The organism is Synechococcus sp. PCC 7336, assembly GCF_000332275.1.
Lineage (GTDB): Bacteria > Cyanobacteriota > Cyanobacteriia > Thermostichales > PCC-7336 > PCC-7336.
The window spans coordinates 4,168,081-4,192,263 of sequence record NZ_CM001776.1 but is presented as its reverse complement, the minus strand read 5'-3'; the positions used below and the strand labels follow the sequence as shown (position 1 = coordinate 4,192,263).

The 24,183-nt window shown below is 55.4% G+C and carries 27 protein-coding genes; 15 read left to right on the top strand and 12 right to left on the bottom strand.

Annotated elements, in window-relative coordinates:
• The first annotated feature begins 41 nt into the window (after positions 1–41).
• The 7 genes from SYN7336_RS31250 to nuoK all read left to right on the top strand — a co-directional run bounded on the left by SYN7336_RS31250 (position 42) and on the right by nuoK (position 5,709).
• Positions 42–344 carry a hypothetical protein gene (locus SYN7336_RS31250; RefSeq protein ID WP_156820243.1) on the top strand — a complete coding sequence of 101 codons (303 nt, stop codon included), beginning with the start codon at positions 42–44 and terminating at the stop codon, positions 342–344.
• A 226-nt stretch (positions 345–570) separates the two neighbouring features.
• A complete protein-coding gene (pheA, locus tag SYN7336_RS19845) occupies positions 571–1,476 on the top strand; it encodes a prephenate dehydratase (RefSeq protein ID WP_227498547.1) in 906 nt (301 codons plus the stop codon).
• A gap of 208 nt (positions 1,477–1,684) precedes the next feature.
• On the top strand, positions 1,685–2,866 hold the full coding sequence (locus SYN7336_RS19840) for an NAD(P)H-quinone oxidoreductase subunit H (protein WP_017327690.1): 1,182 nt from the start codon (positions 1,685–1,687) through the stop codon (positions 2,864–2,866).
• Between the two features lie 101 nt (positions 2,867–2,967).
• Complete coding sequence (gene nuoH / locus SYN7336_RS19835) at positions 2,968–4,086, top strand: NADH-quinone oxidoreductase subunit NuoH (protein WP_017327689.1); 1,119 nt, start codon at positions 2,968–2,970, stop codon at positions 4,084–4,086.
• A 32-nt stretch (positions 4,087–4,118) separates the two neighbouring features.
• Positions 4,119–4,730, top strand: a complete 612-nt coding sequence (gene ndhI, locus SYN7336_RS19830; RefSeq protein ID WP_017327688.1) for an NAD(P)H-quinone oxidoreductase subunit I — start codon at positions 4,119–4,121, stop codon at positions 4,728–4,730.
• A gap of 61 nt (positions 4,731–4,791) precedes the next feature.
• Positions 4,792–5,394, top strand: coding sequence for an NADH-quinone oxidoreductase subunit J (locus SYN7336_RS19825; protein WP_017327687.1), 603 nt, complete (start codon positions 4,792–4,794; stop codon positions 5,392–5,394).
• 6 nt (positions 5,395–5,400) lie between these two features.
• Entirely contained in the window at positions 5,401–5,709 is a 309-nt protein-coding gene (gene nuoK / locus SYN7336_RS19820; RefSeq protein WP_017327686.1) for an NADH-quinone oxidoreductase subunit NuoK, read from the top strand.
• A gap of 41 nt (positions 5,710–5,750) precedes the next feature.
• On the opposite strand, the gene SYN7336_RS19815 is transcribed toward nuoK, so the two are convergent.
• From SYN7336_RS19815 to SYN7336_RS19805, 3 genes are all read right to left on the bottom strand, one after another.
• Positions 5,751–6,464 (bottom strand): rhomboid family intramembrane serine protease, encoded by a 714-nt coding sequence (locus SYN7336_RS19815; protein ID WP_017327685.1) that lies wholly within the window; start codon positions 6,462–6,464, stop codon positions 5,751–5,753.
• Between the two features lie 157 nt (positions 6,465–6,621).
• Complete coding sequence (locus SYN7336_RS19810; RefSeq protein ID WP_017327684.1) at positions 6,622–7,704, bottom strand: class I fructose-bisphosphate aldolase; 1,083 nt, start codon at positions 7,702–7,704, stop codon at positions 6,622–6,624.
• Between the two features lie 135 nt (positions 7,705–7,839).
• Positions 7,840–8,526 (bottom strand): Uma2 family endonuclease, encoded by a 687-nt coding sequence (locus tag SYN7336_RS19805; RefSeq protein ID WP_017327683.1) that lies wholly within the window; start codon positions 8,524–8,526, stop codon positions 7,840–7,842.
• Positions 8,527–8,685: 159 nt separating this feature from the next.
• Here SYN7336_RS19805 and SYN7336_RS19800 point away from each other — a divergent pair, with 159 nt between their 5' ends.
• The 4 genes from SYN7336_RS19800 to SYN7336_RS19785 all read left to right on the top strand — a co-directional run bounded on the left by SYN7336_RS19800 (position 8,686) and on the right by SYN7336_RS19785 (position 12,094).
• Entirely contained in the window at positions 8,686–10,503 is a 1,818-nt protein-coding gene (locus tag SYN7336_RS19800; RefSeq protein WP_038027348.1) for an aspartate kinase, read from the top strand.
• Positions 10,496–11,359, top strand: coding sequence for a methyltransferase domain-containing protein (locus tag SYN7336_RS19795; protein ID WP_017327681.1), 864 nt, complete (start codon positions 10,496–10,498; stop codon positions 11,357–11,359). Before SYN7336_RS19800 ends, SYN7336_RS19795 begins: the two co-directional genes overlap by 8 nt.
• A gap of 88 nt (positions 11,360–11,447) precedes the next feature.
• The gene (locus SYN7336_RS19790; protein WP_017327680.1) at positions 11,448–11,687 is read left to right on the top strand and encodes an AbrB/MazE/SpoVT family DNA-binding domain-containing protein; all 240 of its coding nucleotides are present in this window, start codon (positions 11,448–11,450) and stop codon (positions 11,685–11,687) included.
• On the top strand, positions 11,684–12,094 hold the full coding sequence (locus tag SYN7336_RS19785) for a type II toxin-antitoxin system death-on-curing family toxin (RefSeq protein WP_017327679.1): 411 nt from the start codon (positions 11,684–11,686) through the stop codon (positions 12,092–12,094). The genes SYN7336_RS19790 and SYN7336_RS19785 overlap by 4 nt, the downstream gene beginning before the upstream one ends.
• A gap of 26 nt (positions 12,095–12,120) precedes the next feature.
• Here SYN7336_RS19785 and SYN7336_RS19780 read toward each other — a convergent pair whose 3' ends face one another.
• The 4 genes from SYN7336_RS19780 to SYN7336_RS19765 form a co-directional block, all read right to left on the bottom strand.
• Positions 12,121–12,684, bottom strand: coding sequence for a Uma2 family endonuclease (locus tag SYN7336_RS19780; RefSeq protein ID WP_017327678.1), 564 nt, complete (start codon positions 12,682–12,684; stop codon positions 12,121–12,123).
• A gap of 78 nt (positions 12,685–12,762) precedes the next feature.
• On the bottom strand, positions 12,763–13,848 hold the full coding sequence (locus tag SYN7336_RS19775) for a hypothetical protein (RefSeq protein WP_017327677.1): 1,086 nt from the start codon (positions 13,846–13,848) through the stop codon (positions 12,763–12,765).
• 77 nt (positions 13,849–13,925) lie between these two features.
• A complete protein-coding gene (locus tag SYN7336_RS19770; RefSeq protein ID WP_026101170.1) occupies positions 13,926–15,221 on the bottom strand; it encodes a DNA cytosine methyltransferase in 1,296 nt (431 codons plus the stop codon).
• Positions 15,222–15,317: 96 nt separating this feature from the next.
• Positions 15,318–16,262 carry a hypothetical protein gene (locus SYN7336_RS19765; RefSeq protein WP_017327675.1) on the bottom strand — a complete coding sequence of 315 codons (945 nt, stop codon included), beginning with the start codon at positions 16,260–16,262 and terminating at the stop codon, positions 15,318–15,320.
• Positions 16,263–16,519: 257 nt separating this feature from the next.
• Between SYN7336_RS19765 and cobW the strand changes: the two genes are divergently transcribed.
• Positions 16,520–17,551: a cobalamin biosynthesis protein CobW gene (gene cobW, locus SYN7336_RS19760; RefSeq protein ID WP_017327674.1), complete on the top strand. Its 1,032-nt coding sequence runs from the start codon at positions 16,520–16,522 to the stop codon at positions 17,549–17,551.
• Positions 17,552–17,596: 45 nt separating this feature from the next.
• On the opposite strand, the gene SYN7336_RS31245 is transcribed toward cobW, so the two are convergent.
• The 3 genes from SYN7336_RS31245 to queA all read right to left on the bottom strand — a co-directional run bounded on the left by SYN7336_RS31245 (position 17,597) and on the right by queA (position 19,864).
• On the bottom strand, positions 17,597–17,806 hold the full coding sequence (locus SYN7336_RS31245; protein ID WP_017327673.1) for a hypothetical protein: 210 nt from the start codon (positions 17,804–17,806) through the stop codon (positions 17,597–17,599).
• 104 nt (positions 17,807–17,910) lie between these two features.
• Entirely contained in the window at positions 17,911–18,783 is an 873-nt protein-coding gene (locus SYN7336_RS19750; protein ID WP_017327672.1) for a sulfite exporter TauE/SafE family protein, read from the bottom strand.
• Between the two features lie 16 nt (positions 18,784–18,799).
• Complete coding sequence (gene queA, locus SYN7336_RS19745) at positions 18,800–19,864, bottom strand: tRNA preQ1(34) S-adenosylmethionine ribosyltransferase-isomerase QueA (protein ID WP_017327671.1); 1,065 nt, start codon at positions 19,862–19,864, stop codon at positions 18,800–18,802.
• A 98-nt stretch (positions 19,865–19,962) separates the two neighbouring features.
• Between queA and SYN7336_RS26925 the strand changes: the two genes are divergently transcribed.
• Positions 19,963–20,949, top strand: coding sequence for a metallophosphoesterase (locus tag SYN7336_RS26925; protein ID WP_051039849.1), 987 nt, complete (start codon positions 19,963–19,965; stop codon positions 20,947–20,949).
• A gap of 3 nt (positions 20,950–20,952) precedes the next feature.
• On the opposite strand, the gene SYN7336_RS19735 is transcribed toward SYN7336_RS26925, so the two are convergent.
• Positions 20,953–21,867, bottom strand: a complete 915-nt coding sequence (locus SYN7336_RS19735; RefSeq protein ID WP_017327669.1) for a universal stress protein — start codon at positions 21,865–21,867, stop codon at positions 20,953–20,955.
• A 264-nt stretch (positions 21,868–22,131) separates the two neighbouring features.
• On the opposite strand from SYN7336_RS19735, the gene SYN7336_RS19730 reads away from it, so the two are divergent.
• A complete protein-coding gene (locus SYN7336_RS19730; RefSeq protein ID WP_017327668.1) occupies positions 22,132–23,601 on the top strand; it encodes an FAD-dependent thymidylate synthase in 1,470 nt (489 codons plus the stop codon).
• A 38-nt stretch (positions 23,602–23,639) separates the two neighbouring features.
• Here the strand turns inward: SYN7336_RS19730 and SYN7336_RS26920 are convergent, their stop codons facing one another.
• The gene (locus tag SYN7336_RS26920) at positions 23,640–23,867 is read right to left on the bottom strand and encodes a hypothetical protein (protein ID WP_038026126.1); all 228 of its coding nucleotides are present in this window, start codon (positions 23,865–23,867) and stop codon (positions 23,640–23,642) included.
• 164 nt (positions 23,868–24,031) lie between these two features.
• Between SYN7336_RS26920 and SYN7336_RS32780 the strand changes: the two genes are divergently transcribed.
• Positions 24,032–24,160, top strand: a complete 129-nt coding sequence (locus SYN7336_RS32780) for a hypothetical protein (protein WP_255346684.1) — start codon at positions 24,032–24,034, stop codon at positions 24,158–24,160.
• The last annotated feature ends 23 nt before the right edge of the window (positions 24,161–24,183 follow it).

Below are 24,183 nucleotides of genomic sequence, written 5' to 3'. Positions count from 1 at the left end.
TGGTACATCATTGAGCCTCCAAATCCAGCCAAACAGACTGATTGAGAATAGATTCAACAAGATGCCTTTTCTCCCCACAAAGTGCAAGTTTTCACAGTTCTGACGAGATAGACTGGCCAGAAAATATCATTCCAATCTTCCAGCCATCCAAAGCTCCAGAGCTGAATCCAATTGAACGGTTTTGGGAATATATTAAAGCACCGCTGCGCTGGGAGAATCACGAGACGCTTTCACAACTGTGGGAAAGAATTCAAGAGATTCTCGGCCAACTCACTTTAGAAACCGTCCGTTCACTGACGGGCTGGGACTTCATTGTTGATGCAGTATTCAGCGCAGCTTCATAGAAAATTGGAGTGACTACGAAGAAAGGTCATTGTCAGACGTGTTTGATGAGTTAAAGGATTTAATGGGTGACACCTTTGAAAACATTACAGATGTAAATGGCTTTGTCTCTGAGATACGCTACGGACATTCGGAGGAGTAGATGAGTTTGGTTTGCTTCGATACGCACGCATATTATCAAACGCAATTGAATATAGAGGATGCTCAATGACTTGAACGAGGGGGGTGTTGCTAGGTGCAACTGACCGGCTTGGCGAGATCCGCAAAGCGGTATGGTTGGGAGGATGTTGCGTCGATTCTGCTTGCATGAGTGCAGCCGATACCGTTGCCTATCTCGGCCCTGCAGGGACCTTTACTGAGGCCGCAGCGCTTGCCTTTCAAGCGGAACCAGCTAAATTAGCCCCCTATCCCACCAATGCCGCCACCCTCATTGCAGTCGCCGAGGGAGAAGTGGGATGGGGAGTAGTGCCGGTGGAAAATTCGGTGCAAGGGGCAGTAGCAGCTACGCTCGATACCCTATGGCAGTTAGAGGGGCTGCAGATTCACCGCACTCAAATTATGCCCATTCGCCACCATTTGATGGGGTTTGCCGATCGCCTCGACGCCATCCGCACAGTCTACGCCCACCCACAGGCATTAGCCCAATGCCAGCAATGGCTGGCCCGCAACCTCCCCGAGGCGATCCTGGTGGCAGCCACCTCGAACACGAGCGAGTTGAAGCGACTGGAGGGCGATCGCCAGTTGGCCGCGATCGCTTCCGAACGAGCAGCTCGGGTCTACGGGGTGCCCATTTTGGCGCGCTCGATCGCCGATTACGACAATAATTGCACGCGATTTTGGGTGGTGAGTCGGGAGCCGTCGCCAGGAGGGAATTACACGTCGTTAGCGTTTTCCGCTAAGGCAAATGTACCCGGGGCGCTGGTGCAGCCGCTACAAGTACTGGCACGAGCGGGCATTAATATGACGCGGATTGAATCTCGACCGACCAAAAAGGCGATCGGAGATTATGTCTTCTTTATCGATTTAGAACACCCCGATCGGGCCGACCTATCTAATGTGCTACAGGAACTGAAGCAGATTGTGGCAGTGCTAAAGGTGTTTGGCAGCTATCCGCTACAGATCTGTACAGAATAGCGATCGCCCGATCGTAGAGCTCTCGACCGAACGGCACTCTGATGCCAGACTGAGAGCGAGAGGCCGACAACAGCCCAGATGGCGGGTTTGTAATGCGGATGGCGGATTTGTAACGCGATCGAAACGGGCGAATCCATCCCGCAGCGTAGGAAAATCCTCCTATAATGGATTTCGTCTAAAACCATTGCAGACGCAGGAGACGGCACCTATGCCGACGATCGAAACCAAAGCGGACCGGATGGTGCTCAACTTTGGGCCTCACCACCCCTCCATGCACGGCGTCTTGCGTCTGATTGTCACCCTCGACGGCGAAAATGTCGTGGATTGCGAGCCGGTGTTGGGCTACCTGCACCGTGCGATGGAGAAAATTGCCGAGAATCGCACCATTGTCCAGTACTTGCCCTACGTGACGCGGTGGGATTATCTCGCCACCATGTTCACCGAGGCTATCACCGTCAACGCCCCCGAGCAGTTGGCCGACGTGAAAGTGCCCCGTCGGGCTCAATACATCCGCGTCATCATGCTGGAGTTGAGCCGCATCGCCTCCCACCTGCTGTGGTTGGGTACCTTCGTAGCCGACATCGGCGCTCAAACTCCCTTCTTCTATGTCTTCCGCGAACGGGAGATGATTTACGACCTGTTTGAAGCTGCCACTGGCATGCGGATGATGCACAACTACTTCCGCATTGGCGGATTGGCCGCCGACCTACCCTACGGCTGGGTGGATAAGTGCCGCGACTTCTGCGATTATCTCTTGCCCAAAGTTGACGAGTACGAGCGGCTGCTATCCAAAAACCCGATCTTGCGCAACCGCACTGAAGGGGTGGGCACCGTCACCCGCGAAAACGCCATTAGCTGGGGCCTGTCCGGTCCGATGCTGCGGGCTTCGGGGGTGAAGTGGGATCTGCGCAAGGTGGACCACTACGAATGCTATGACGATTTTGACTGGGAGATTCAGTGGGAAACGGCTGGCGATTGTTTGGCTCGCTATTTCGTGCGCGTGCGGGAGATGCGCGAGTCGGTCAAAATTATTCGCCAAGCTTTAGACGGCCTGCCGGGAGGTCCGTTCGAGAATCTGGAAGCCCAACGGATGGCGGGCGGTCCCAAATCCGAATGGAACGATTTTCAATATCAGTTCATCGGTAAGAAATCATCCCCCATGTTCAAGGTGCCGGAGGCGGAGCACTACGTGCGCTTGGAAGCACCGAAGGGAGAGTTGGGGGTCTACCTCGTCGGCGATGACAGTGTGTTTCCCTGGCGCTTCAAGATTCGTCCGCCGGGCTTTATCAATTTGCAGGTGTTGCCCGAGTTGGTGCGCGGCATGAAGTTGGCCGATATCATGGCCATCTTAGGCAGCATCGACATCATTATGGGAGAGGTCGATCGCTAATTCGCCTACCTAAGCATCTGAAATCCCTCTCTTGACGCTAATTTCCTCGTTATTACGCTAATTCTTTCGTTAACACCCACCCTTCGCGAGCTCTCCCCAGTATGGAAACCGGTCTAGACCTACAACGCAGTTTTGTGGAAGCCCTGACAAGTTTTGGGGTGCGCCCGGATGTCGCTTCAGCATTGTGGTTGCCCTTGCCCATGCTCGTCCTGATTGTTGGGGTTACGGTGGGGGTGATGGTGCTCACTTGGCTGGAACGAAAGATTTCGGCGGCAGCCCAACAGCGGGTGGGACCGAACTTAGCGGGTCCAGAAGGACTGTTGATTCCGCTGGCGGACGGGCTCAAGTTGCTGACCAAAGAAGATGTCACCCCCGGCAATGCCGATCCGCTGCTGTTTGCCCTCGGACCGATTCTGGTATTCTTGCCGGTCTTTTTTTCCTACTTGGTGATCCCGTTCGGTCAGAACATGTTGCTGACCAATTTAGCGGTCGGGGTGTTTCTGATTATCTCGGTCTCTAGCATCCAGCCCATTGGCCTGCTGATGTCGGGATATGCCTCCAACAATAAATACTCGCTCTTGGGGGGGCTGCGGGCTGCGGCGCAGTCGATTAGTTACGAATTGCCCCTAGCGCTGTCGGTGTTGGCGATCGCCATGATGAGTAACGGCTTGGGCACCGTCGAGATCGTGCAGCAGCAGCAGGGTTTGGGCATTCTGTCTTGGAATCTGTGGCGGCAGCCGATTGGCTTTGTTATTTTTCTGATTTCTGCCCTCGCCGAGGCGGAACGCTTGCCCTTCGACCTGCCAGAGGCAGAAGAGGAATTGGTGGCGGGCTACCAGACTGAATATTCGGCCATGAAATTTGCCCTGTTCTACTTGGGCTCTTACGCCAATCTCCTGTTGGGGGCTCTACTCGCGACCGTGCTTTATATGGGCGGCTGGTCGTTTATTGTGCCGGTGGATGCGATCGCCGATTGGGTCGGGATCTCGATCTACAATCCGCTATTTCAGGTGCTTGCCGCAGCCTTGGGCATTGTCATGACCCTGTTTAAGGCGTTCCTGTTCGTATTCCTCGCCATCATCATTCGCTGGACGTTGCCCCGCGTCCGCATCGACCAATTACTCGATCTGGGTTGGAAATTCCTGCTGCCCATTTCGTTAGCCAATCTGCTGCTGACAGCAGCCTTGAAGTTGGCGCTACCGGCCTACTTTGGCGGTTAATCCGTCCTATCTATTGAGAGGGAAGACTAGCAATGAAGTTTCTAAATCGAGTCGGCGGCTATGCCAGCGATGTCTGGCAGTCGGCCAAGGCGATCGGTCAGGGGTTAACGGTGGTCTTCGACCACATGAGTCGCCGCCCCATTACCGTGCAATACCCTTACGAGAAGCTGATTCCTTCGGAGCGGTTTCGGGGTCGGATTCACTTCGAGTTCGATAAGTGCATTTCTTGCGAAGTCTGCGTCCGGGTCTGCCCGATCAACTTGCCGGTGGTGGATTATGCCTTCGATGCCAAGCTGAAGAAAAAGGAACTGTACAGCTACAGCATTGATTTCGGCGTCTGTATTTTCTGCGGCAACTGCGTGGAATTTTGCCCCACCAATGCCCTGTCCATGACGGAGGAGTACGATCTGGCAGCCTACGATCGCCACGAACTCAACTTCAGCCAAGTGGCACTGGGGCGGCTGCCCTATAAGGCCACGGAAGACCCGATGGTGACGCCGCTGCGGGAGTTGGCCTACTTACCCGCAGGGGTGATGGAGCCCCACGACTTAGAGCCCCGATCGCAGCGGGCCGGCAAGCGACCGGAAGATATTTTGGCCGAGCTGCGGGAGGCGAAGGCAGCAGCAACTTCAGATGGAGAGTAGGCAATACCGCTTACACTAATAGGGCTTGAAATTTGCGTGCAGTCGATCGAGGAGAGCATTCGTGCAGCTATCGGAAGGGGTTCAGTTAGTTAGCTTTGGCATCTTAGCTGCAATGGCAGTTGGATTTGCCCTCGGGGTGGTGTTGATGCCGAGCATCGTTTACGCCGCGTTTATGCTCGGGGGCGTGTTCTTGAGTATGGCGGGCCTCTACCTGTTGCTCAATGCCGATTTTGTGGCGGCTGCACAGGTGCTGATTTATGTCGGCGCTGTCAATGTGTTGATTTTGTTTGCCATTATGCTGGTGAATCGCCAGCAAGACTTCAAACCGCTCCCGTTGGGCTGGCTGCGGAGTGGTTTGACGGCGGTTACCTGCGGTGGCCTGCTGTTCTTGTTGGGGGCGATCGCCTTCACCACCGACTGGCAGATCGAGCCAGTGCAGGGGGTCAGCAGTATTCTGACGATCGGCGGGCAATTCTTTTCCAATTACCTGCTGCCCTTCGAGGTGGCCTCTATCCTGTTGTTAATGGCGCTGATTGGGGCGATCGTGATTGCCCGCCGCGAGTTTATCGCTGAGGTTTCCCCTGAAGGAAGCAACGTGGAATTTGCGCTGTTAGAGCGCCCCCGCGAAACCCTGACGGCAAGTTCCCCTTCTGAGGCCGAGTGAGGTCGTATGTTAGAGCTGCAATTTTTTCTCGTCGTCGCCGCAATTCTCTTTTGCATCGGCATTTACGGCATTGTCACCAGCCGCAACGCAGTGCGAGTGCTGATGTCAATCGAGCTGCTACTCAATGCGGTCAACCTCAACTTTATCGCCTTCTCCAACTTCCTCGATTCGCAAGCCATTCGCGGACAGGTGTTTTCGGTGTTTGTGATTACGGTTTCGGCAGCGGAAGCGGCGGTTGGCTTGGCCATTGTGCTAGCAATTTACCGCAACCGGGCCACGATCGATATGGAGAGTTTCAATCTCTTGAAGTGGTAGGTGCTTTGAGGTCGAGTGGCGGTAAGGCGATCGCTAAATCCTTAAAAGAGCGCTTGCGAACTCTTGTGAATGGCAAAGAATTTAAAGAGCGAAACTCCGAAAATAAATCCTCCGGCATGGGCGAGGAAGGCAATGCCGCCGCTGCCCATCTCGCTGTTGACGCCTAAGGATGCAATGCTGTAAAACGTCTGCTGAACGAACCAAAAACCCAAATAGAATAGGGCGGGGACTTGAATGGGAAGCCAGAAAAAGCCTAGCGGTAGGATGGCTTCTACCCTCGCTCTGGGGAAATTAATCAGATAGGCCCCCAGCACTCCGGCGATCGCGCCACTGGCCCCGAGATTGGGCACGAGCGAGCTCGTGTCCGAGAGGATTTGGGCCGCAGACGCTCCAAAGCCGCAGACGAGATAGAAGGCGAGGAATCGCCAGTGGCCCATCAAATCTTCGATATTATCCCCAAACACCCAGAGAAATAGCATGTTGCCTGCAATGTGAAAAAAGCCGCCGTGCAAAAACATCGCAGTCAAAATGGGCAGCAGGAGTAATGGCAACACAAAAATATTGCCAGACAGAACTTGCTGTAGAGAGCCAATTTCGCGGGCGGGGATGATGGCAAATGTGCGGAAAAAGTCTTCCAACTGACCGCCGGACATCAACAATAGCTCGAACAAAAATATGCAAATGTTGGTGGCCACCAAACACTTTACAACGACAGCCGGTCGTTGGCTGGGAATATTGTCACCGATGGGGATCATGGAGTTGCTACAAGCGGTTTAAATGGGACTTTGACGGGTGTAGATGTGGTTAGCCTAGCACTCGCCAAATGGTGTTGGCCTGCGAACAGAACTACTTTTCGCGCGATCGCTCTGCACGAGAGGGACTTTGCTGAAAATAGGCAACCTGGGCAACGCTCTAAGCAATGGTCACGCTGTCAGATAGATAAACATCTTGGATGGCATGGAATAGCTGGATTCCTTCGTCGAATGGGCGCTGAAAGGCTTTGCGGCCAGAAATGAGCCCCATACCGCCGGCTCGCTTGTTAATTACAGCGGTACGAATAACCTCGGCAAAGTCATCTTGTCCCGAAGCGCCCCCCGAATTAATTAACCCTGCCCGACCGGCATAGCAATTGAGCACCTGATAGCGGGCGAGATCGATGGGATGGTCGCTGGAAAGTTGACTGTAAACGAGATCGCTAGTTTTGCCGTAGGACCGACCGGTTGCCTGCGTCACAGCGGCATATCCCCCATTGCAAGAGGGCAGCTTTTGCTTAATGATATCGGCTTGAAGGGTGACGCCGAGGTGGTTGGCCTGAGCGGTGAGATCGGCAGCGAGGTGATAGTCCTTATCCTGCTTGAAAACATCGTTGCGCAGATAGCACCACAAAATGGTGGCCATGCCGAGCTCGTGGGCGCGGGCAAAGGCCGCACCGATCTCCTGAATCTGCCGTGCCGACTCCGGCGAGCCAAAATAAATCGTCGCTCCGATCGCCACTGCCCCGAGATTCCAAGCCCGTTCCACGGATGCAAAGAGAATTTGGTCGTAGCGATTGGGATAGCTGAGCAGTTCGTTGTGGTTGATTTTGACAATAAAGGGAATTTTGTGGGCGTATTGGCGGGATACGGTGCCCAAAACGCCTAGAGTGGTGGCGACAGCGTTGCAGCCCCCCTCGATCGCCAACTTGACAATATTCTCGCTATCGAAATACAGGGGGTTGGGGGCAAACGAAGCACCCGCCGAATGCTCGATGCCTTGGTCTACCGGCAAAATAGACAGGTACCCCGTATCGGCCAGCCGTCCCGCGCCGAAAAGCTGCTGCAGGCTTCGCAAAACTTGAGGGGAGCGATCGCTGGGGCTAAAGATGCGCTCGACCCAGTCCGAGCTGGGCAAATGTAATAAATCCCTCGACACCTTCGCAGTGTAATTGAGCAGATCGTCTGCCTCGTCTCCCAACCAGTCAGCGATCGACTGCGGTTTTGCGATCGTCTGGGTCATTATTCGATCCTCAAGGGTAATGGTGGCGATTTCAGATTAGCTCTAGGCTCTCAATAAATCCTGAGAATGGCTGATTCAACTGAGTGCGATCGCTGACTGGCCCCCATGACCCACTTCGGAACCGTTGAGTTCCCGTTACTCAGTTGCAGTGACTGAAAGGCGTTCGACAAAAGCTCGATGTTCTGCACTGGAGAGACCTTGCTGTAAGACAGCTAAGACCTGTCCCGAGTTTCCGGCCAATAAGGCAGCAGGATCTAACCAGAGCCCCGGAAACTGTTCGGAGCGGATGATTCCCACTCCCTCTACGCGATCGTAGACTCCAGCTTGGAGCCGAAACCAATCGAAGGCGCGATCGTACACTCGCCAGACCAGATATTCCCGTACTCCATTGCGGCAGTAAACATCGAGCTTGTCGCCTAAGTCCAGAGAAGCGCTACTGGCCGCAATTTCTACAATCAGTTCCGGTGCCCCCTCCACATAGTCATCCGCGCTAATCACAGACTGCCCCCCACGCTCGAAGCGCAGTAATGCATCGGGCTGGAGTTCATTATCGACATCGAGACGGACAGTGGCATTGTCGCCGGAGACAACGCCAGGGGTAGCAGCTTCGTAAACCCCCAACCAAGTCACAATGCGGCTGCGAGGATTTCCATGACTTCTAAAGCGCAAGGGAGAAGCCATATAAACAATTCCTTCGACCAGCTCGGCTTTTTTAACGTGGGGCATCGCTTCGTAGCGACGTTCGAATTCAGTCCGAGTCAGTTTGTCGCCGCTTTCGAGGGGCGGAATGGTTCGCTCTGGCTGTCCTGTCTGAATAACCATCTCGTTGAAAACGCCGATATACCCTCAAGCCTGTTTCTAGATTACTCAACCTCTACGATTGGAGGGGCGATCTGGAGCTGAGGGTTGAAAATCCTGTCGATTGAGATGCAAGCGGGACGCGATCGCAGTAAGATTGCTCAGCATCGATTTCAATCTGTCATGGCTCCGATCGTCCATAAATACGGAGGCACTTCCGTCGGCTCTGTCGAACGCATTCAGGCGGTCGCTCGTCGAGTTGCCGCCACTGTCGCCACTGGCCGCCAGGTGGTGGTGGTGGTTTCGGCTATGGGCAAACAAACCGACTTGCTGGCGAAGCTGGCCTGCGACATCGTGCCCCACCCCAGCGACGATGTTGCCCTCCGCCGCGAAATGGACATGCTGCTCTCGACTGGCGAGCAAGTGAGCATTGCGCTACTGGCGATGGCCCTGCAGCAGCTCGACTGTCCCGCCATCTCCATGACCGGCGCTCAAGCAGGCATCCTCACCGAACGGGAATACTCCCGCGCCCGCATTCACAAAATCGTCACCGATCGCATCCAACAACATCTAGAGCGCGGCAAAGTTCCTATTGTGGCTGGATTCCAAGGGATTGCCAGTGCAATGGATCTCGAAATCACCACCCTCGGGCGGGGGGGCTCCGATACCACCGCTGTCGCCTTAGCCGTGGCTTTGCAAGCCGAAGCCTGCGAAATCTACACTGACGTGCCGGGGGTGTTAACCACCGACCCCCGCAGAGTCTCCGAAGCCCAACTGCTGCCCGAAATTACTAGCGACGAAATGCTAGAGCTGGCTAGCTTGGGGGCACGAGTGCTGCACCCTCGGGCGGTGGAATTGGCCCGCAACTTCGGCATGAAGTTAGTCGTACGCTCCAGTTGGACCGACGAACCGGGCACCGTCATCCTGTCTCCCCCTCCCCGTCGCCGCACCAGCTTTGCCAGCTTGGAAACTTCGCAGGCCGTCAATGCCGTCACCGCCGATCGCGATCGCGCCAAAATCGTGCTGCTGCGGGTGCCCGATCGCCCTGGCGTGGCTGCCCGCCTGTTCGAGGCGATCGCGGCTGCGGGCATCAATGTCGATACCATCCTGCAATCGATCCATCCCACCCCGCCTGACGAGACCAAGGGCGAGATGACCAACGACATCGCCTTTACCGTGCCGCGATCGGTGGCAGCGGAAGCGGCAGAAGCTGCCCAAACCGTCGCGAGGGACTTGGGCTGCCGGGAAGTAGAACTGGATTGCGAAGTGGCCAAAATTAGCATTGCGGGGGCGGGCATGATCGGTCGTCCCGGCATTGCTGCCGAAATGTTCGAGGTGCTCGCTGCTGCCAATATCAACCTACAGCTCATTTCCATGTCTGAAATTAAGGTCAGTTGTATCATTGCTGCCGATCGGGCTGGAGATGCGGCTCTCCAGCTCAGCCAATATTTTCAGGTGGTTCCTCACGCCGTTGCCGATCCCGCCCCTTCAAAAATCCGCAACCACTCGCCAGTCAGTGGCGTTGCCCTCGACTTCGACCAAGCCCGCTTGGCCATTTTGGATGTACCCGATCGCCCCGGCTATGCTGCCCGCATCTTCCGTCGCTTGGCGGACGCAGGCATTGCCGTCGATACCATTTCTCAAAGCCAGCGCAGCCAAACCAATCTGGAGGGAGCTGCCACCAATCACATCGCCTTTACCATCCACCTAGATCGAGCTCCCACCGCCAAAACCCTACTGTACCAACTCTCTGACGAGCTGGGTTGCAGTGGCGTGGCGATCGACGAAGATGTGGCGAAGGTCAGTATTGTCGGAGCCTCTATGGAAGCGCATCCCGGCACAGCAGCCCAGCTATTTGCGGCCCTGGCATCCGCTAACATCAACCTAGAGATGATCTCCACTTCAGAAATTAAAGTGAGCTGCATTGTCCGCGCCTCAGAGGGCAATCGCGCTCTGCAAGTCGTCCACAGCGCCTTCAACCTGCACGAACCCCATGTCTGACTTTCACGGCGATCGCACTGCCCTCAACCAGCGGATCGGACGGTTCTACGATCGCTCCTCCGCTCTGTGGGAGGAAGTGTGGGGGGAACACATGCACCACGGCTATTACGAACCGGAGCAGCCGCGCCCCAATCGCCGTCAAGCTCAGATTGACTTGCTCGATCGCCTGATTGACTGGTCCCAACTCTCGACGGTCGATCGCTTGTTGGATGTGGGCTGCGGTATTGGCGGCAGTAGCTTGTATCTAGCCGAGCGATTTGGGGCGCAAGCGACGGGGATTACCCTCAGTCCGGTGCAGGCTGGGCGAGCGCAGGAGCGGGCCGTGCAGGCGCAGTTAGCCGATCGCACCTCGTTTCAGGTGGCAGATGCCCTCGCGATGCCATTTGCAGATGGCAGCTTCGATCTGGTCTGGAGTCTTGAAAGTGGCGAGCACATGCCGGACAAACAGCGCTTTTTATCGGAATGTTGCCGCGTGCTCGCGCCTGGAGGGCAGTTGATTGTGGCCACTTGGTGCCACCGAGAGGGGGCACTGACAGCAGCAGAGCAGCAGCATTTAGCCCAGATTTACGATGTTTATTGCTTGCCCTACGTGGTGAGTTTGGGGGAGTACGAGGCGATCGCGCGATCGTTTCCCCTCGACAGCCTGCGCAGCGCCGATTGGTCTGCTGAGGTTGCCCCCTTTTGGGATTTGGTGATGGATTCTGCCAAGGATTTGAGGGTGTTGTTGAAAGTGCTGACAGCAGGATGGAGCACGGTGCGCGCCACCTTGGCTTTGCGATTGATGTCGCAGGGATACGCTCGCGGTCTGATTAAGTTTGGCTTGCTGACCGGGACGAAGGCGATCGCAGGTGACTGACCCAATGCTTGCGAGCGGAACTCCGAGCTAGACCTTGACGATACCTGTTGTTGTCATTACCCTGTAATGACAACCCCCGACCAAGCCAATGCCAAACCCCAATACCTCAACCACCAGAGTGCGCAAATCGGGCAACTCCGCCTCAGTCACCCTCCCCAAAAATGTCCTCGAACAAGCTGGCATTCAGTTAGGCGACTCCGTCACCATTGTGGCCGAAGCGGGTCGCCTCATCATCGAACCCATCGATCCCGTTTTCGCAGAAGCGATGCAACTCTATCGGGAGTTCAGTAGTACCCACCGCAACGTCATGCGGGAACTGGCTAAGTGACAGAGCCGCGATGGTTGACTGCTGACATTGTTATTGCTCTCCACAACGCCTCCATCGGCCAATTTGGCGGTTCGGTGGGAATTCGAGATCGCGGACTATTAGAATCTGCGATCGCTAGACCCCTAAATCTCTATGCGTATCAATCCCCCGATATCTTTACACTAGCCGCTGCCTATGGATATGGAATTACGCAAAATCATGCTTTCATTGACGGCAATAAACGTACGGGATTAGCTGCAATGGCAGTATTCCTAGGACTCAATGGATATCAATTCGAGCAGCCAGGTCCTCAAACCGTTCTCGTCATGGAGGGTCTCGCCGATGGCCGCGTGCAGGAAGCAGAGCTCGCGGAATGGCTGAGAAACAATAGTGAAAAACGGCGATCGCTCGATTCATCAACCGAGTAAACCTCCACCCTCTTTCAATTCTACATTTACAGTAATAACCAGGAAAATAAATCGTCAATCGTAAGATTGAATACACTCATGAAAGATGGTGCGGGAAGCAGCATGTCTGGCCGATCGAAGACCTCAGTTTCTTGCTTGGAGCGATAAACAAACACCGCCTTTTCGTCTGGGTCGATCGACCAACCCATCTGAGTTCCATATTTGAGACAATGAAGAATATTTTTCGTTACTTTTGTATGACTTTGGCTAGGGGATAAAATTTCAATCGTCCAATCTGGAGCAAGGGGGAATGCATTAGCAATTTCTCCATTCTCATCACAGGGAATTCGATCCCAAGCGAAAACTGAAATATCGGGGACAGTCGATCGATCGCCAAAAGTGCAACGTAATTCAGGGAATGCACAAGCAATTTTTTGAAGCTTGACCAAACTATTGATAGTCGCTAAAAGCTCTCCTTGAATACGGCTATGTTTTCCTTGAGGCATTGGCTTCTGAATGATTTTTCCATCAATATATTCACTCGCAGGCTTCGTTTCCGGTCGTTTTAGAAACTCCTCCAATGTCAGCAGTTTAGATTGGACGCGTACCATGTCAAGACGATCTCCAAATCATTTTTTCAAGCATGAACAGTTCCGATCGCTCGGCGCTGTTGGCGAGGGGCAAGAAGTCTATTCGTGCCAGGTCAGCCGAAACACTTTTCGACTGGTGGCATTGTCGCCGAAGCGCAAGAACCCCCCAGAAACATAAATGTAGCCATCGCGAGCGAAGGCAGCGTGGGCGAAGCGGGCTTCGGGCAACGGAGCCAATTCCCTCCATGCCGACAGGTTGCCTTGCGGGTCTACCTCTGCCGCTTCAACAGTGGAGAGAGCACCATTAGCTCCCCCGCCCCCAATTAACACTAGAGTCCGATCTAAGAGCACAGTGGCATGACGCCCGCGGGCTGCCGTCGTCCCGATCGCCTCGAAAGGAGATAGCTGCAGATCCGCTTCTGCTTCGGCAACCCAGATCTCTGCCGTCAAGCCAACTGGGCCAAACCCCTGGCTAAAACTGACCCTGCCGGAGATTGCAAAAATGCGGCGATCGACGGTCGTGGCTGTTAGCCAGCTAATCGGGTTGGGGAAAGGAGAGAGGGTTTGAAACTCTCCAAAACGCCCTTCTGGGGAAATCGTGGCCGTGAAAATCGTATCGAGCACCTCTGTTCCCGGACGGAAAGTCCGAGTGCCCCCTAAAACGTAAACGCGATCGCCGATGGCTGTCACGGCATGAACGGTGCGCGGCTGCGGCAGTTTTCCCACCTCCACCCATTCTGCAATATCTCCTCGATCGTTCGGAACAGCGCGAAAAATACGATCCGAAACGCGGCTATTTTCCCAAAAGCCATTGTCACCCCCCAACACGTAGAGAGCATTGTTATGGGTCATCACTGCATGGTGCTGCAGCCTCAGCGGCATAGCAGCGGTTGTTTGCTGCCAATCATCCAGCCTGCCCTCTAGAGTCAAGGGAGCAAAGAAAACCTCGGAATGCGGTCCATTCGATTCATTCCAGCCCCCCAGCACGTAAACAAAGCCATTCAGAGCCACCATCCCGTGCGATTCGAGGGATATGGGCAGTTGACCGACTTCTTGCCACTGAGCCTCTTGCCAGCGAGCCACTTCCCTACCCGTTTCTTTCTGCAGGCTGTAAACAATTGTTGCGGTCGCAACCGTTAGCAGAGCGACTGCGAGAGCGAGGATTGCCCGTGGGAGCTTGGCCATAAGATTTCCGATCGCCAATTCCCGTCCAGTTTAACGACTCAGCTCCGCAGCCACGCGAAACCTCGGGCAAAAACCCGTCAGACTCTCGACGGCACAACAACTTTTTGGCGGGGGGCGATGGTGTGGTGGCTCACCTGATAGTGGCGGGCAGCTCGGGTCATTTTGAACGTCAATAGCTCGACATTGCCTAAAGGGAGAAGCGGTTTGGGTGGGACGCGGGATATGCCAGAGGCCCGCAAGATCTCGGCAGCAACGGCTCGGGCGAGCAGTGGGGGGACCGAGTTGCCAATTTGACGAAAGCCGTGCCACTTCGTGCTGTGGAAGCGGAACCAGTCGGGATAAGAATGCAGGCGAGCGGCTTCGCGGACCGTGATGCAGCGGGGAAACTGGTAGTGGACGGGGCGGGGGGAGGTAAATGCTCCACGACTGCTGGGGGTACCGGCCCGGAGAGTGTTGCACAAGCCGCGGGCATCCAGTTTGAAAAAGCGGCTGATGGGTTCGGTAAACCCCGGTTTGGTCTCGCGGAACCGCTCGATCGTCAGGGGGGTATGGCGGGTGCGGGTGCTGCAGGTGAGCAGATTGGGGTTGTAACGGCGGCGATAGGAAAAGTCGCGATCGCCCCTGCGATCGCCCCGCAACTGCTGCGCGTACTCACTTTTGGGGGAAGAGCCCGTCACCTCCACCCAGTCGCGAGCGAACAACTCCTCAAACTGCTCGATCTCGGGTAAATCGGCAATGGCCTCGGCCACTGTCGGGCCTCTAGGCAAATCGGAATTCTCGCTGACGCGATGCAAAGGCTTGGCCGGACGGACGATCGGGCTGGGATGGGAGGGAAGATTCTGCCCTTGGCGACAGCCAATCAGAAATAATCTCTGGCGATCCTGCGGGACGCCAAAGTGGGCGGCATTGAGCAACTCGAACTGGGCAGCATAGCCGTTTTCGCCCAACGTCTCTACCAGTTCGTCTAGCAGTTGGCGATGCTTGCCCAGCGTCAGACCGCGCACATTCTCCATCACACAATAATTGGGCTGCAATTCCCCCACTAAGCGAATAAATTGACGCATCAAGTCATTGCGCGGATCGTCTAAAGCCCGCTTGCCCATCGTGGAACACCCCTGGCAGGGGGGACCGCCAAACACAACGGTAATGTCGCGATCGCCAATCGCCGACTTCTGCCGTATTTCCGCCCCCGTAATCTCAGCTGCACTGCGACAGAAAATGCGCCAAAACGGAAAGTTAAATTCGTGGACGGCACAATGAATCGGATCTAGCTCGACAGCAGCGAGCACGTCAAACCCTGCCTGCTCGAAGCCCAACGTCATGCCGCCCGCTCCAGCAAACAGATCCACCCCCACCGGTCGCATTACTGCCATTCAATCTCCGTTAACCCTCACCTGACAGGTTGCTCAGCTCCAGCAATCCCCTTGTGACAGCAGTGGGCAATCGGGGAGGGCGGGCAAGTACCGATTTTAGCCCCGTCTCAGGAACGCGGGTAAATCGACGACGGCGGAATGGCGGCGGCTCGAATGGGAGGCGGGCTTGGAGGGCAAAGCAGGAGGAGTAGGAGATTGAGGAGCCACGATCTCGGCAGAGGAAGCCGCAAGAGTACGAACGCGGCGATCGAGTTTGCGCATGGGCACCGGGGAGTCCTCTCGCTTCAAGGCTAGGGGAGGAATGCTGGGGAGGGACAGACTGGAAAGGGCAAGCGGTAGCTCGGAGGGGCTAGAGGACGGTTTTGACTCGCCGTCTGCTCCAGGTAAGGGAAGAATGCGATCGCGGCCAGAGTCAGACTTGGGTTCTGCCGCAGTTTTTACGAGTTGTTTGCGGGCAGCCTGCGCCTGCAGAATTTGTTGTTTTAACGCATTCACCTGTTCTTCCAGCTCAGCCTTAGCGGTTTGGACTTCCGTCAATTCACGTTCTCGATCGCGCCCTGTGGCGTGAGCTTGCGAGCATTCCCGTTCCAGTTCTTTGACGCGGTTTTGCAGTGCTTCGTATTGGCGTTTGAGTACGTAATGGTGAGCCTCGGCCACTTCCTGACGGCGCTTGGCTTCTCGCAATGCTTCTGTGCTATCAGCTGTTGGCTGGGCGATCGCCTCCTGAAGTTTCTGGGTCAGAGTGGCTTGTTCGGCTTGCGAGGCAGCCAACTGTTGCGCGAGACTCTTGTGCTGGGCCGCAACCTCCTGAAATTTTTGGGCGAGCTGCTGGCGATCGCTCTCGCTCTGAGCCAGTTGCTGCTTTATCTCATCCACTAGGTCGGATTGGCCGCTGTGCAATTGGCAATCGGCCAGTTGCTGTTCCAGCTCTGCCGCTCGCTGTATGTTTTGAATCGCTAGCGCTTCCGACTCGGCAAGGGCTTGGGCCTGCTGGTGGAAGCGAGTTTTGAGGACCTGTAGCTGACGATCTGTAGAGTCCATAACCGAATTTAAAAGTAGGGGAACCGCGACCGGATGCCGAAGGGCATGCGCTGCTCAATCATATCCGCAATACCACCACATGTGGTGGTATTAAATTAGTTAGGACAATTTTCAGCTCTAAATATAGGTTGATACGTGGCGTTTGAAACGATTGCTGTTTCTGCAAGCATGCAGGCTGCCCGTAGGAATGTGGTAGGTTAAAGCGCGCTATCTGCTCGATCCCGTCGCGCGCGCTGCGACACTCAGGTTGATTTCTCGTGCATAAAATCCCCGTAACCGTTGTCACCGGCTTTTTAGGAGCTGGTAAAACCACCCTGATTCGCCACCTCCTGCAAAACAATCGCGGTCGCCGCATTGCCGTTTTGGTCAACGAATTCGGCGAAGTGGGCATTGATGGCGAGCTCTTGCGCTCCTGCCAGATTTGCGATGAAACGGACGAGCCCGATCGCAACATTTTGGAATTGTCCAACGGCTGCCTCTGCTGCACCGTCCAAGAGGAATTCTTACCCACTATGCAGCAACTGATGCAGCGGCGCGATCGGCTCGACTGCATTGTGATTGAAACCTCTGGACTCGCTCTCCCCAAACCGTTAGTCAAAGCCTTTCGCTGGCCCGAAATCTGCACCCAAGCCACCGTTGACGGCGTCGTGACCGTGGTGGATTGCGAAGCCCTCGCCAACGGGCAGGTGGTGGGCGCACTGGAGGCTCTGGAGGCGCAGCGACGGGCAGACGAGAGTATCGAGCACGAGACCCCGATTGAAGAGCTATTTGAAGATCAGTTGGCCTGTGCGGATATGGTGCTGCTGGCCAAGGGCGATCGCGTCGACGCCTCCAGCCAGCGCAGGGTAATACAGTGGCTGGAGGGGCAGATTAAATCTGGAGTCAAGGTTATCCCTTGCCAGCAGGGGGAAATTAGCCCCGAGATTCTGTTGGGCTTCAACGCCTCAGTGGAAGACAATCTGGGCAGCCGCCCCAGCCACCACGACGACGAGGAAGAGCACGACCACGACGACGATATTCAGTCGTTCTGCCTCGCCTTAGATCGAGTTTTTGACCCAGCAGAGTTAGTCGCTCGGCTGGAAGCGCTGGTAAAGCAGCAGGAGATTTACCGCATCAAGGGGTTTGTAGACATACCGGGGAAGGCAATGCGTTTGGCAATTCAGGGGGTGGGGCAGCGCTTTGATTCCTTTTACGATCGCCCCTGGAGAGCGACCGATCGCCGTCAAACTCAATTGGTATTTATCGGTCGAAACCTCGATCGAGAACGCATTGCAGCGTCAGTCAGTTAGGCATAATGTGGATGCGATCGCCCCGGCGATCGCTTGCTCGTCGCTTCAAGCGGCGACTTCTGTCAAGATCCCGGCTTCCAGAGCATCCTGGAATAGTCCAAACGGCATCAAAGCGCGATCGGTGGAATTGTGCTCGCTGACAATCAACACCTGTTCGCCCTCTTCCTTGCGAACGATGCCCAAAATCAACCACTTCGCATCCAATGCCTCACGCCAAGCAATTTTCTTGCCAAGATATCCACAGTTAGCGTTCATGATGACTTAGCTGGGGTTAACTACTCTACATATAGTGCCCAAGCTCGGAGAATAATTTCAGCAAACACTAGAAATTCAATCCCACTTCAGCGAGTGCTGCCAAGTCACCCAGCCTGGAAGACCTGCCAAGCTTTCCAGAATGTGTAGACCGCGAGAATAGCCATGAGGGCGCGGAAGGCCAAGCTGACGATTTCATCGGGCAGTTTCGGTAAAAAGCGGGTGCCCAATTGCGCCCCCATTAACCCCCCCAGCCCAACGGCAACACCGGCCAACCAGACCACATTGCCTAGTCTGGCGTGGGCAAAACTGGCTGAAATGGCGGTTAAAACAATCGCGCCCAAACTGGTGCGAATGGCTGGCTTGATGGCTTCTCCCAATAACAAAATTTGCAGCGGCACCATAATGACGCCCCCCCCGACGCCAAAGAGACCCGCCAACAGTCCTGCCGTTCCGCCTGTCGCCAAGCGACCGAGTGCTAGGTTTTTGGTTTGGCCAGCATCGCGAGCGACGACTGGGGTGTCGCTCTTATCCTGACTGATGGTGCCGCTCTCCTGACTCGTGGTGTCGTTCTCCTGACTGGTGGTAATTTCTCGATTGAGGGCTTGGGAGATCGCCTGTTTTTTCAACGCAATTAAATAGACATTGACCAGCAGCAGTAAAGCAAATCCAATCAAGAGGAGATGGGGTGGAATCTTATCGGCAAGCTCGGCACCGATTTGAGCCGTGACCAAAGCCGGCAGAGCCAGCGCAATCACTTTTCTGAGATCGAGGGCTCCAATACGCCAGTTTTGGAGACTTCCCGATATGGCGGTCATCAAAATGGCGAGACTGCTGGTGGCAACCGCTTCGACGGGAGTGAGTCCGGCGCTGACTAACAAAGGCACTAATAAAACGCCGCCGCCAATGCCGAGTATGCCTGCGATGATGCCCGAACAGATGCCGCCCCCCACCAAGAGCAAGATTGCGAGTACCGCCATTGCTGCCAATCCCGAGTCAGTTCGACGGTAACAGTAGCATGCCATCGCCAAAGGAATAGAAGCGATAGTCATATTTCAGCGCTTCTACGTAGAGATCGAGCAGGCGCGATCGCCCCAACATGGCGCTGACCATCATCAATAACGTCGATTGGGGCAAGTGAAAATTAGTGATTAATCCATCCAGGACTTTCCATTCGTAGCCGGGATAGATAAACAGGTGGCTTTTGCCAGTAAAAGGCTGTAATTGACCCGATTGAGCCGCAGTTTCGAGCGATCGCGCTACGGTGGTTCCCACTGCGATCGCGCGTCCTCCCCCCGCCTGTGTCTGGCGAATTTTCTCCACCGCTGCTGCCGGAACGTCAATCCATTCCCCATGCATGGCATGTTCGAGAATATTGCCCACTTCCACAGGGCGGAAGGTGCCCAAACCGACGTGGAGGGTAACGGTGGTGGTAGCAATCCCGCGATCGCCCAGCCGCTGGAGTAATTCGGGGGTAAAGTGCAGGCCAGCCGTAGGGGCAGCGACGGCTCCCGGTTGAGTGGCGTAGACCGTTTGGTACTGTTCGTCACTGGCAAAGCGATCTTTGACATAGGGGGGGAAGGGAATTGTTCCGGCCCGATCGAGAGCGCTCCAGAAAGACTCTTCGGCAGGCCAACTGAATTGAAGCGAGCGTCCGCCAGTTTCGGGGTGTTTGGCGATCGCCTCCGCCCGCAATCCTGCCGCAAACTCCAGTTGACAGCCCACCGGAATGCGTCGCCCCGGTTTCACCAGCGCCAGCCAAGTGTCTTCAGACTGCCGTTCGAGCAGCAGCGCTTCCACTTTGCCCCCCGTTTGCTTGCGCCCCAGCAGGCGGGCGGGAATGACTTTGGTGTTGTTGAGCACGAGTAGATCCCCCGACTGCAGCCACTCGGGTAGATGAGTGAAGTGTTGGTGGTGGTGTTCTGCAGCAGTGACGACGAGCAGGCGGGAGCGATCGCGGGGCTCGACCGGGACTTGGGCGATCGCCGCTTGCGGGAGCTCGTAATCATACGACTCGGTGCGAAAGTCTTCGGGCTGGGGGGGGCAACTGGGGCAGGGCATGGTGACAGAGCGGGAGAACGGGCGAGAGGGTTTGAAGACAGCACCAATAGCGTTTATGCTAAGCGGTGAATGCTTGCAGAACGCAGGGTGACAGGACAATGACTGGACGCCGGATTAGATTTGCACAGCTCTCGGATATTCATATCATGCAGCCGCAACGGTGCCGCTGTCAGTGGATGCCCGCCGATCCCGTAGAAATTTTGCAACAAGCGATCGAGCAAGTCCAGGCCATACCCGACCTGGACTTCGTTGTGTTTACGGGAGATTTGGTGGACGAAGCCGATCGCCTCAGTTTCGAACAGTTCGGCCAAGTTGTCAGCCAGTTGCGGGTGCCCTACTACTTCAGCGTCGGCAATCACGATATTGACGAGCCCATCTCGGAGACTTCAGCCGCAGACAGCGGCGTTCGGCAGCAGGGCGATCTCGATACCTTCAATCGCGCCGATTTCCTGAACTGGTGTCGGCAACATTTCCACTTAGAGGCCGCGACCACTGGCTGGGCAGATTTTGTCGTCACCCCTCTCCCCGGCTTGCGATTGATGGCGATGGATGCCAGTCTGGGGCCTTGTCCCGACCCCCAAGGCATTGTTCGCCCCCCTCAGTTGGCCTGGTTGCAGGAACAACTGGATCGATATCGCGACGAGCTCGTCATTCTGGCCATCCATCAACCCCCTCTAGCCTCCGTCCTGTTTCGCAACCACCGCATGCTGCCAGACAGTGCCCGCCAGCTCCGCGCCATGCTCAAAACCCACCGCTATGTGGCTGCCGTCCTCAGCGGTCACCTGCACACTCCCAAGGTTTACGCTCGACGCAACACTGCTTTCCTCACCGCCCCCCCTTTGGTCGGTCCATTTTGTGCCTTCCGCGTCATCGACCTAGAGGCACCGATCTCCTCCGCCCCCGATCGCCAGTGGGGCCAATTGCATTACCGCTGGCATCCCCTGCAGCTTGCCAATGGCAAACCTAAGCTGATGTGGCGGGCGCTCGCTAGAGGGCGCTCGCCCGATCGCGAGGGTTCCATACCCATTGCCTTTCCCGTCAATTGGGGCGATCGCCTCTGCCAATCCTCCCCTTTAACGGTGTAGCCGTCAGGAATCTCCGCCCGCGATCGCGGGTGGGAAGAATAGCACCGAATGCCAACTGCGGCGTATGATTTCGCCCGTAATGCTAGGGACGGTCAGCTCCCAAATTTTGCCGATATTGCGGGAACTGGTCACGATCGCAGTGACATCTTCATCTTGGGCAGCGGCCAAAATCTCTTTTACAGGAGACCCCTTGCGCACAGAGTAGTTGACCGAGAGGGGATGGCCCACCTGTTCGGCCAGATAGGCTCCTAGCTCCCGTAACTGGCGTTCGGCATTTTGACACAGCTCTTCAGCATCGCGATCGGTATAGCGGCGGCTGGCGGTGTCGATCACCGACATCATGAGCACTGACTCGCACTTGGCCTGTTGGCAGAGCATGGGCGACAGCATATCTAGCAGGCTCTGGCGCGATCGATCGAGGTCGCAGGGTACGAGCAGGTAGTCGAACAGGTGGCGACAGCGCAACTGCAGCTCGGCGATAGTCATGCTGGCCACAAACTGCGGACGCACGATCAGCACCGGAATTTTGAGTTGCTGAATCTGCTTCATCGTGTTGCTGCCAAATACCTTCTCCGCCAACAGGCTGCGGCTGGGGGGAGCCATCACCAACACATCGGCATTGAAGCTTTCAACAGCGCGCTGAATGACCTCTACAGGCGGCCCCACTTGCACAATGACTTCGGGCGAGATCGTGGCAGCGGCCAGATCGGGGTTGATGTAACGCTCGATCGTGTCTTTTGCTTTCCCTAAATCTAGGTCGTGAGAATCTGGCAATCCCCCCATCTGGCGATCGCCAAAGGGCACGGCGTGAACGAAGCCGAGTTGTGTGACTCCCCCTTCGTGAAAATCTTTCAAACACAAGGCAAGACGGTACATTCCGTCCTCAAGGTCAGTGGCGACCAACACACGTTCAAACATGCTCTACTCCACGGCAAGCGGCATACGCCATTACGGTAGCACCCCGCTTCAATTCTCCCAGAGATGTGCAATCGAGCTTAATAACAGTGTTTTCATGGCTTCAGATAGCTGTTTTGAGAGGGGTAACGGCTAGTTGGAGAAGGCGATCGACTGATGTTGGTTCGGCGACCCCAGATTCTGTGAATTGCGTGAAAGTTCGCGTGCGGCTTCACAAGCTGAGCAACAATCAATTCAATCGCTGCACCTCCGCTGTCAAAACCGCTTATGGATTCCTTATTCGAAGTCGTCGTTCTCAACCAAACCCCCGATCCCGAGCGGGTGATTTACCAGGCGATGCACCAAGACTATTCGTCGGAGTATATTACCCCTTCGTCCCCGTTGCCAGAGAATTATGGCGAAGTCGTCATCAAGCGCTTGCTAGAGGGAAATCGAGGCCATTACGGTCCTTTAGAGCACCCACAAATTACATTTGGAGTTGGAAATTTTCCTCATGCGGTTATGCAACAGGCTCGAACTCATAGAGTTGGAGTATCATTTGACGTGCAATGTTTGGCTGCTAACACCGAAATTACATTTGTGGATAAATTAGGTCACACTGGCTCGAAACTGAAGAAGACCCTTGGCGAACTCTACGAACTTTGGGAGCAGGGCGAAATTGCTATTCGGGAAAGGCACATTCGGGGCAGAAAGGGAGAACCTCCCGGTACGTATCGTCGAGATTGTAAGCGTCGTATACAAAAGATGCGCCTGCGAGTTTTGAATGAAACGACAGGTGAATTTGAGGCAGGCCACATCAAAACTATCATGTCTAGTGGCATTCAGCCCATCTACCGGCTGACCTTGGCAGATGGCAAAACACTAAATTGTACCGTTAACCATCGTTTGCATACTCCCGATGGGTGGCAGCGGATGGCGGATGCTGTGGAGTTAGAAGTCGATGCCAACAATCGTGTGGTAAGTTTCAGTCGTTTTTCCTATCTGACCTGCAATGGCATTTTAGTGTCAGGAAATGAGTTATATCGAGATCGCCATTGGTTGCGTCAGCAGATTGAAGCAGGCTGTTTAGAGCAGGAGTTTGCCCAAGGCTATCAGCCAATTGCTTCGGTTGATAGTTGGTCTCCCAAGCCTTTGGCTCCCGGCAGGCGATTCGTGTCTCATCCTGTCCGAGTCGCGAAGGTGGAGTACCTAGGTATGCAACCCAGCTACGATATCGAAGTGGATGGTCCGTGGCACAACTTTATTGCGAATGGGGTTGTGGTTCATAATTCTTTCCGCTATACGGGGGCCAATGTGGCGGAGGTTGGAGCTCAGTTGCAGCAAGGAGTTCAGCCGGATCGGGCAGGGCTAGACAAACTGTTTTACCTGCCGGAGACGATTGCGCAGGGGCAGGCGAAAACGCGGCAGGGGATGAAGCCGATCGCCCCCGAAGCGATCGAGATTGTGTTGGAGCAATATCGCAATCAGGCGATCGCCTATCACCGCTTGGTCAATGAGTGCGGGGTGCCGTATGAGGATGCTCGCAATGTGGTGGGTTACGGCATTCGCCAACATTTTGTGGTGTCGTTTAACTGCCGCAGCCTGATGCACTTTTTAGATTTGCGGGCCAAAGCAGATGCTCAGACGGAAATTCGGCATTTGTGCGAGCTGATGATGCCTCACTTCAAAGCCTGGTGCCCGCATACAGCAGAGTGGTATTTGCAAAATCGCTGGGGGAAAGCGCGACTCTCTCCCTAGTTCGAGCGAAGCCTATGCCTGCACTGCTGACTGGAGGGTTACGGCGCATTCTCGAGGGTATCGACCCGCTCTTGGCTGCTGTCGTAGCGGGTGTCTTGGGGGAGCGATTCGAGGGTCTGCCCGAGCAACGACGCGAAAGTGGAGGTTACGGCAGTTCTCATACGATAGCTGGCGGGACCGGCAGGCGGTGGCAAAACGCGATCGCCAATCGCGATAAAGAGGATGCCAACTAAGGCTATCAGCATAATTCCCGTTTGCTTAGTCATGTCAACCACCCTTGTTGCCATTAGAGCAACTTCGCGAACGATATGATGTGGCTTGCAAGAGGTTTGAGGCTGCGAGCGCCCTACGGAAGGCTAACCCCGGCAGGCTAACAGAATGTGGCGCTGGCCCGCAGTGAAGTGCCCGCTCCGATGCGATCGAGATCAGTTTGCCCGCAATTGGCGGCTGGGAAGGCACCTGCCAGTTGAAAGCCACTGGCGATCCTCAGGCAATTTCCATCATGACCTCCGGGGTACTCCCGCCAGAACGCAGAGCGTTTGGCGGTGAGGGGGGATAGGATAGTTAAACGCAGGGCGGTTG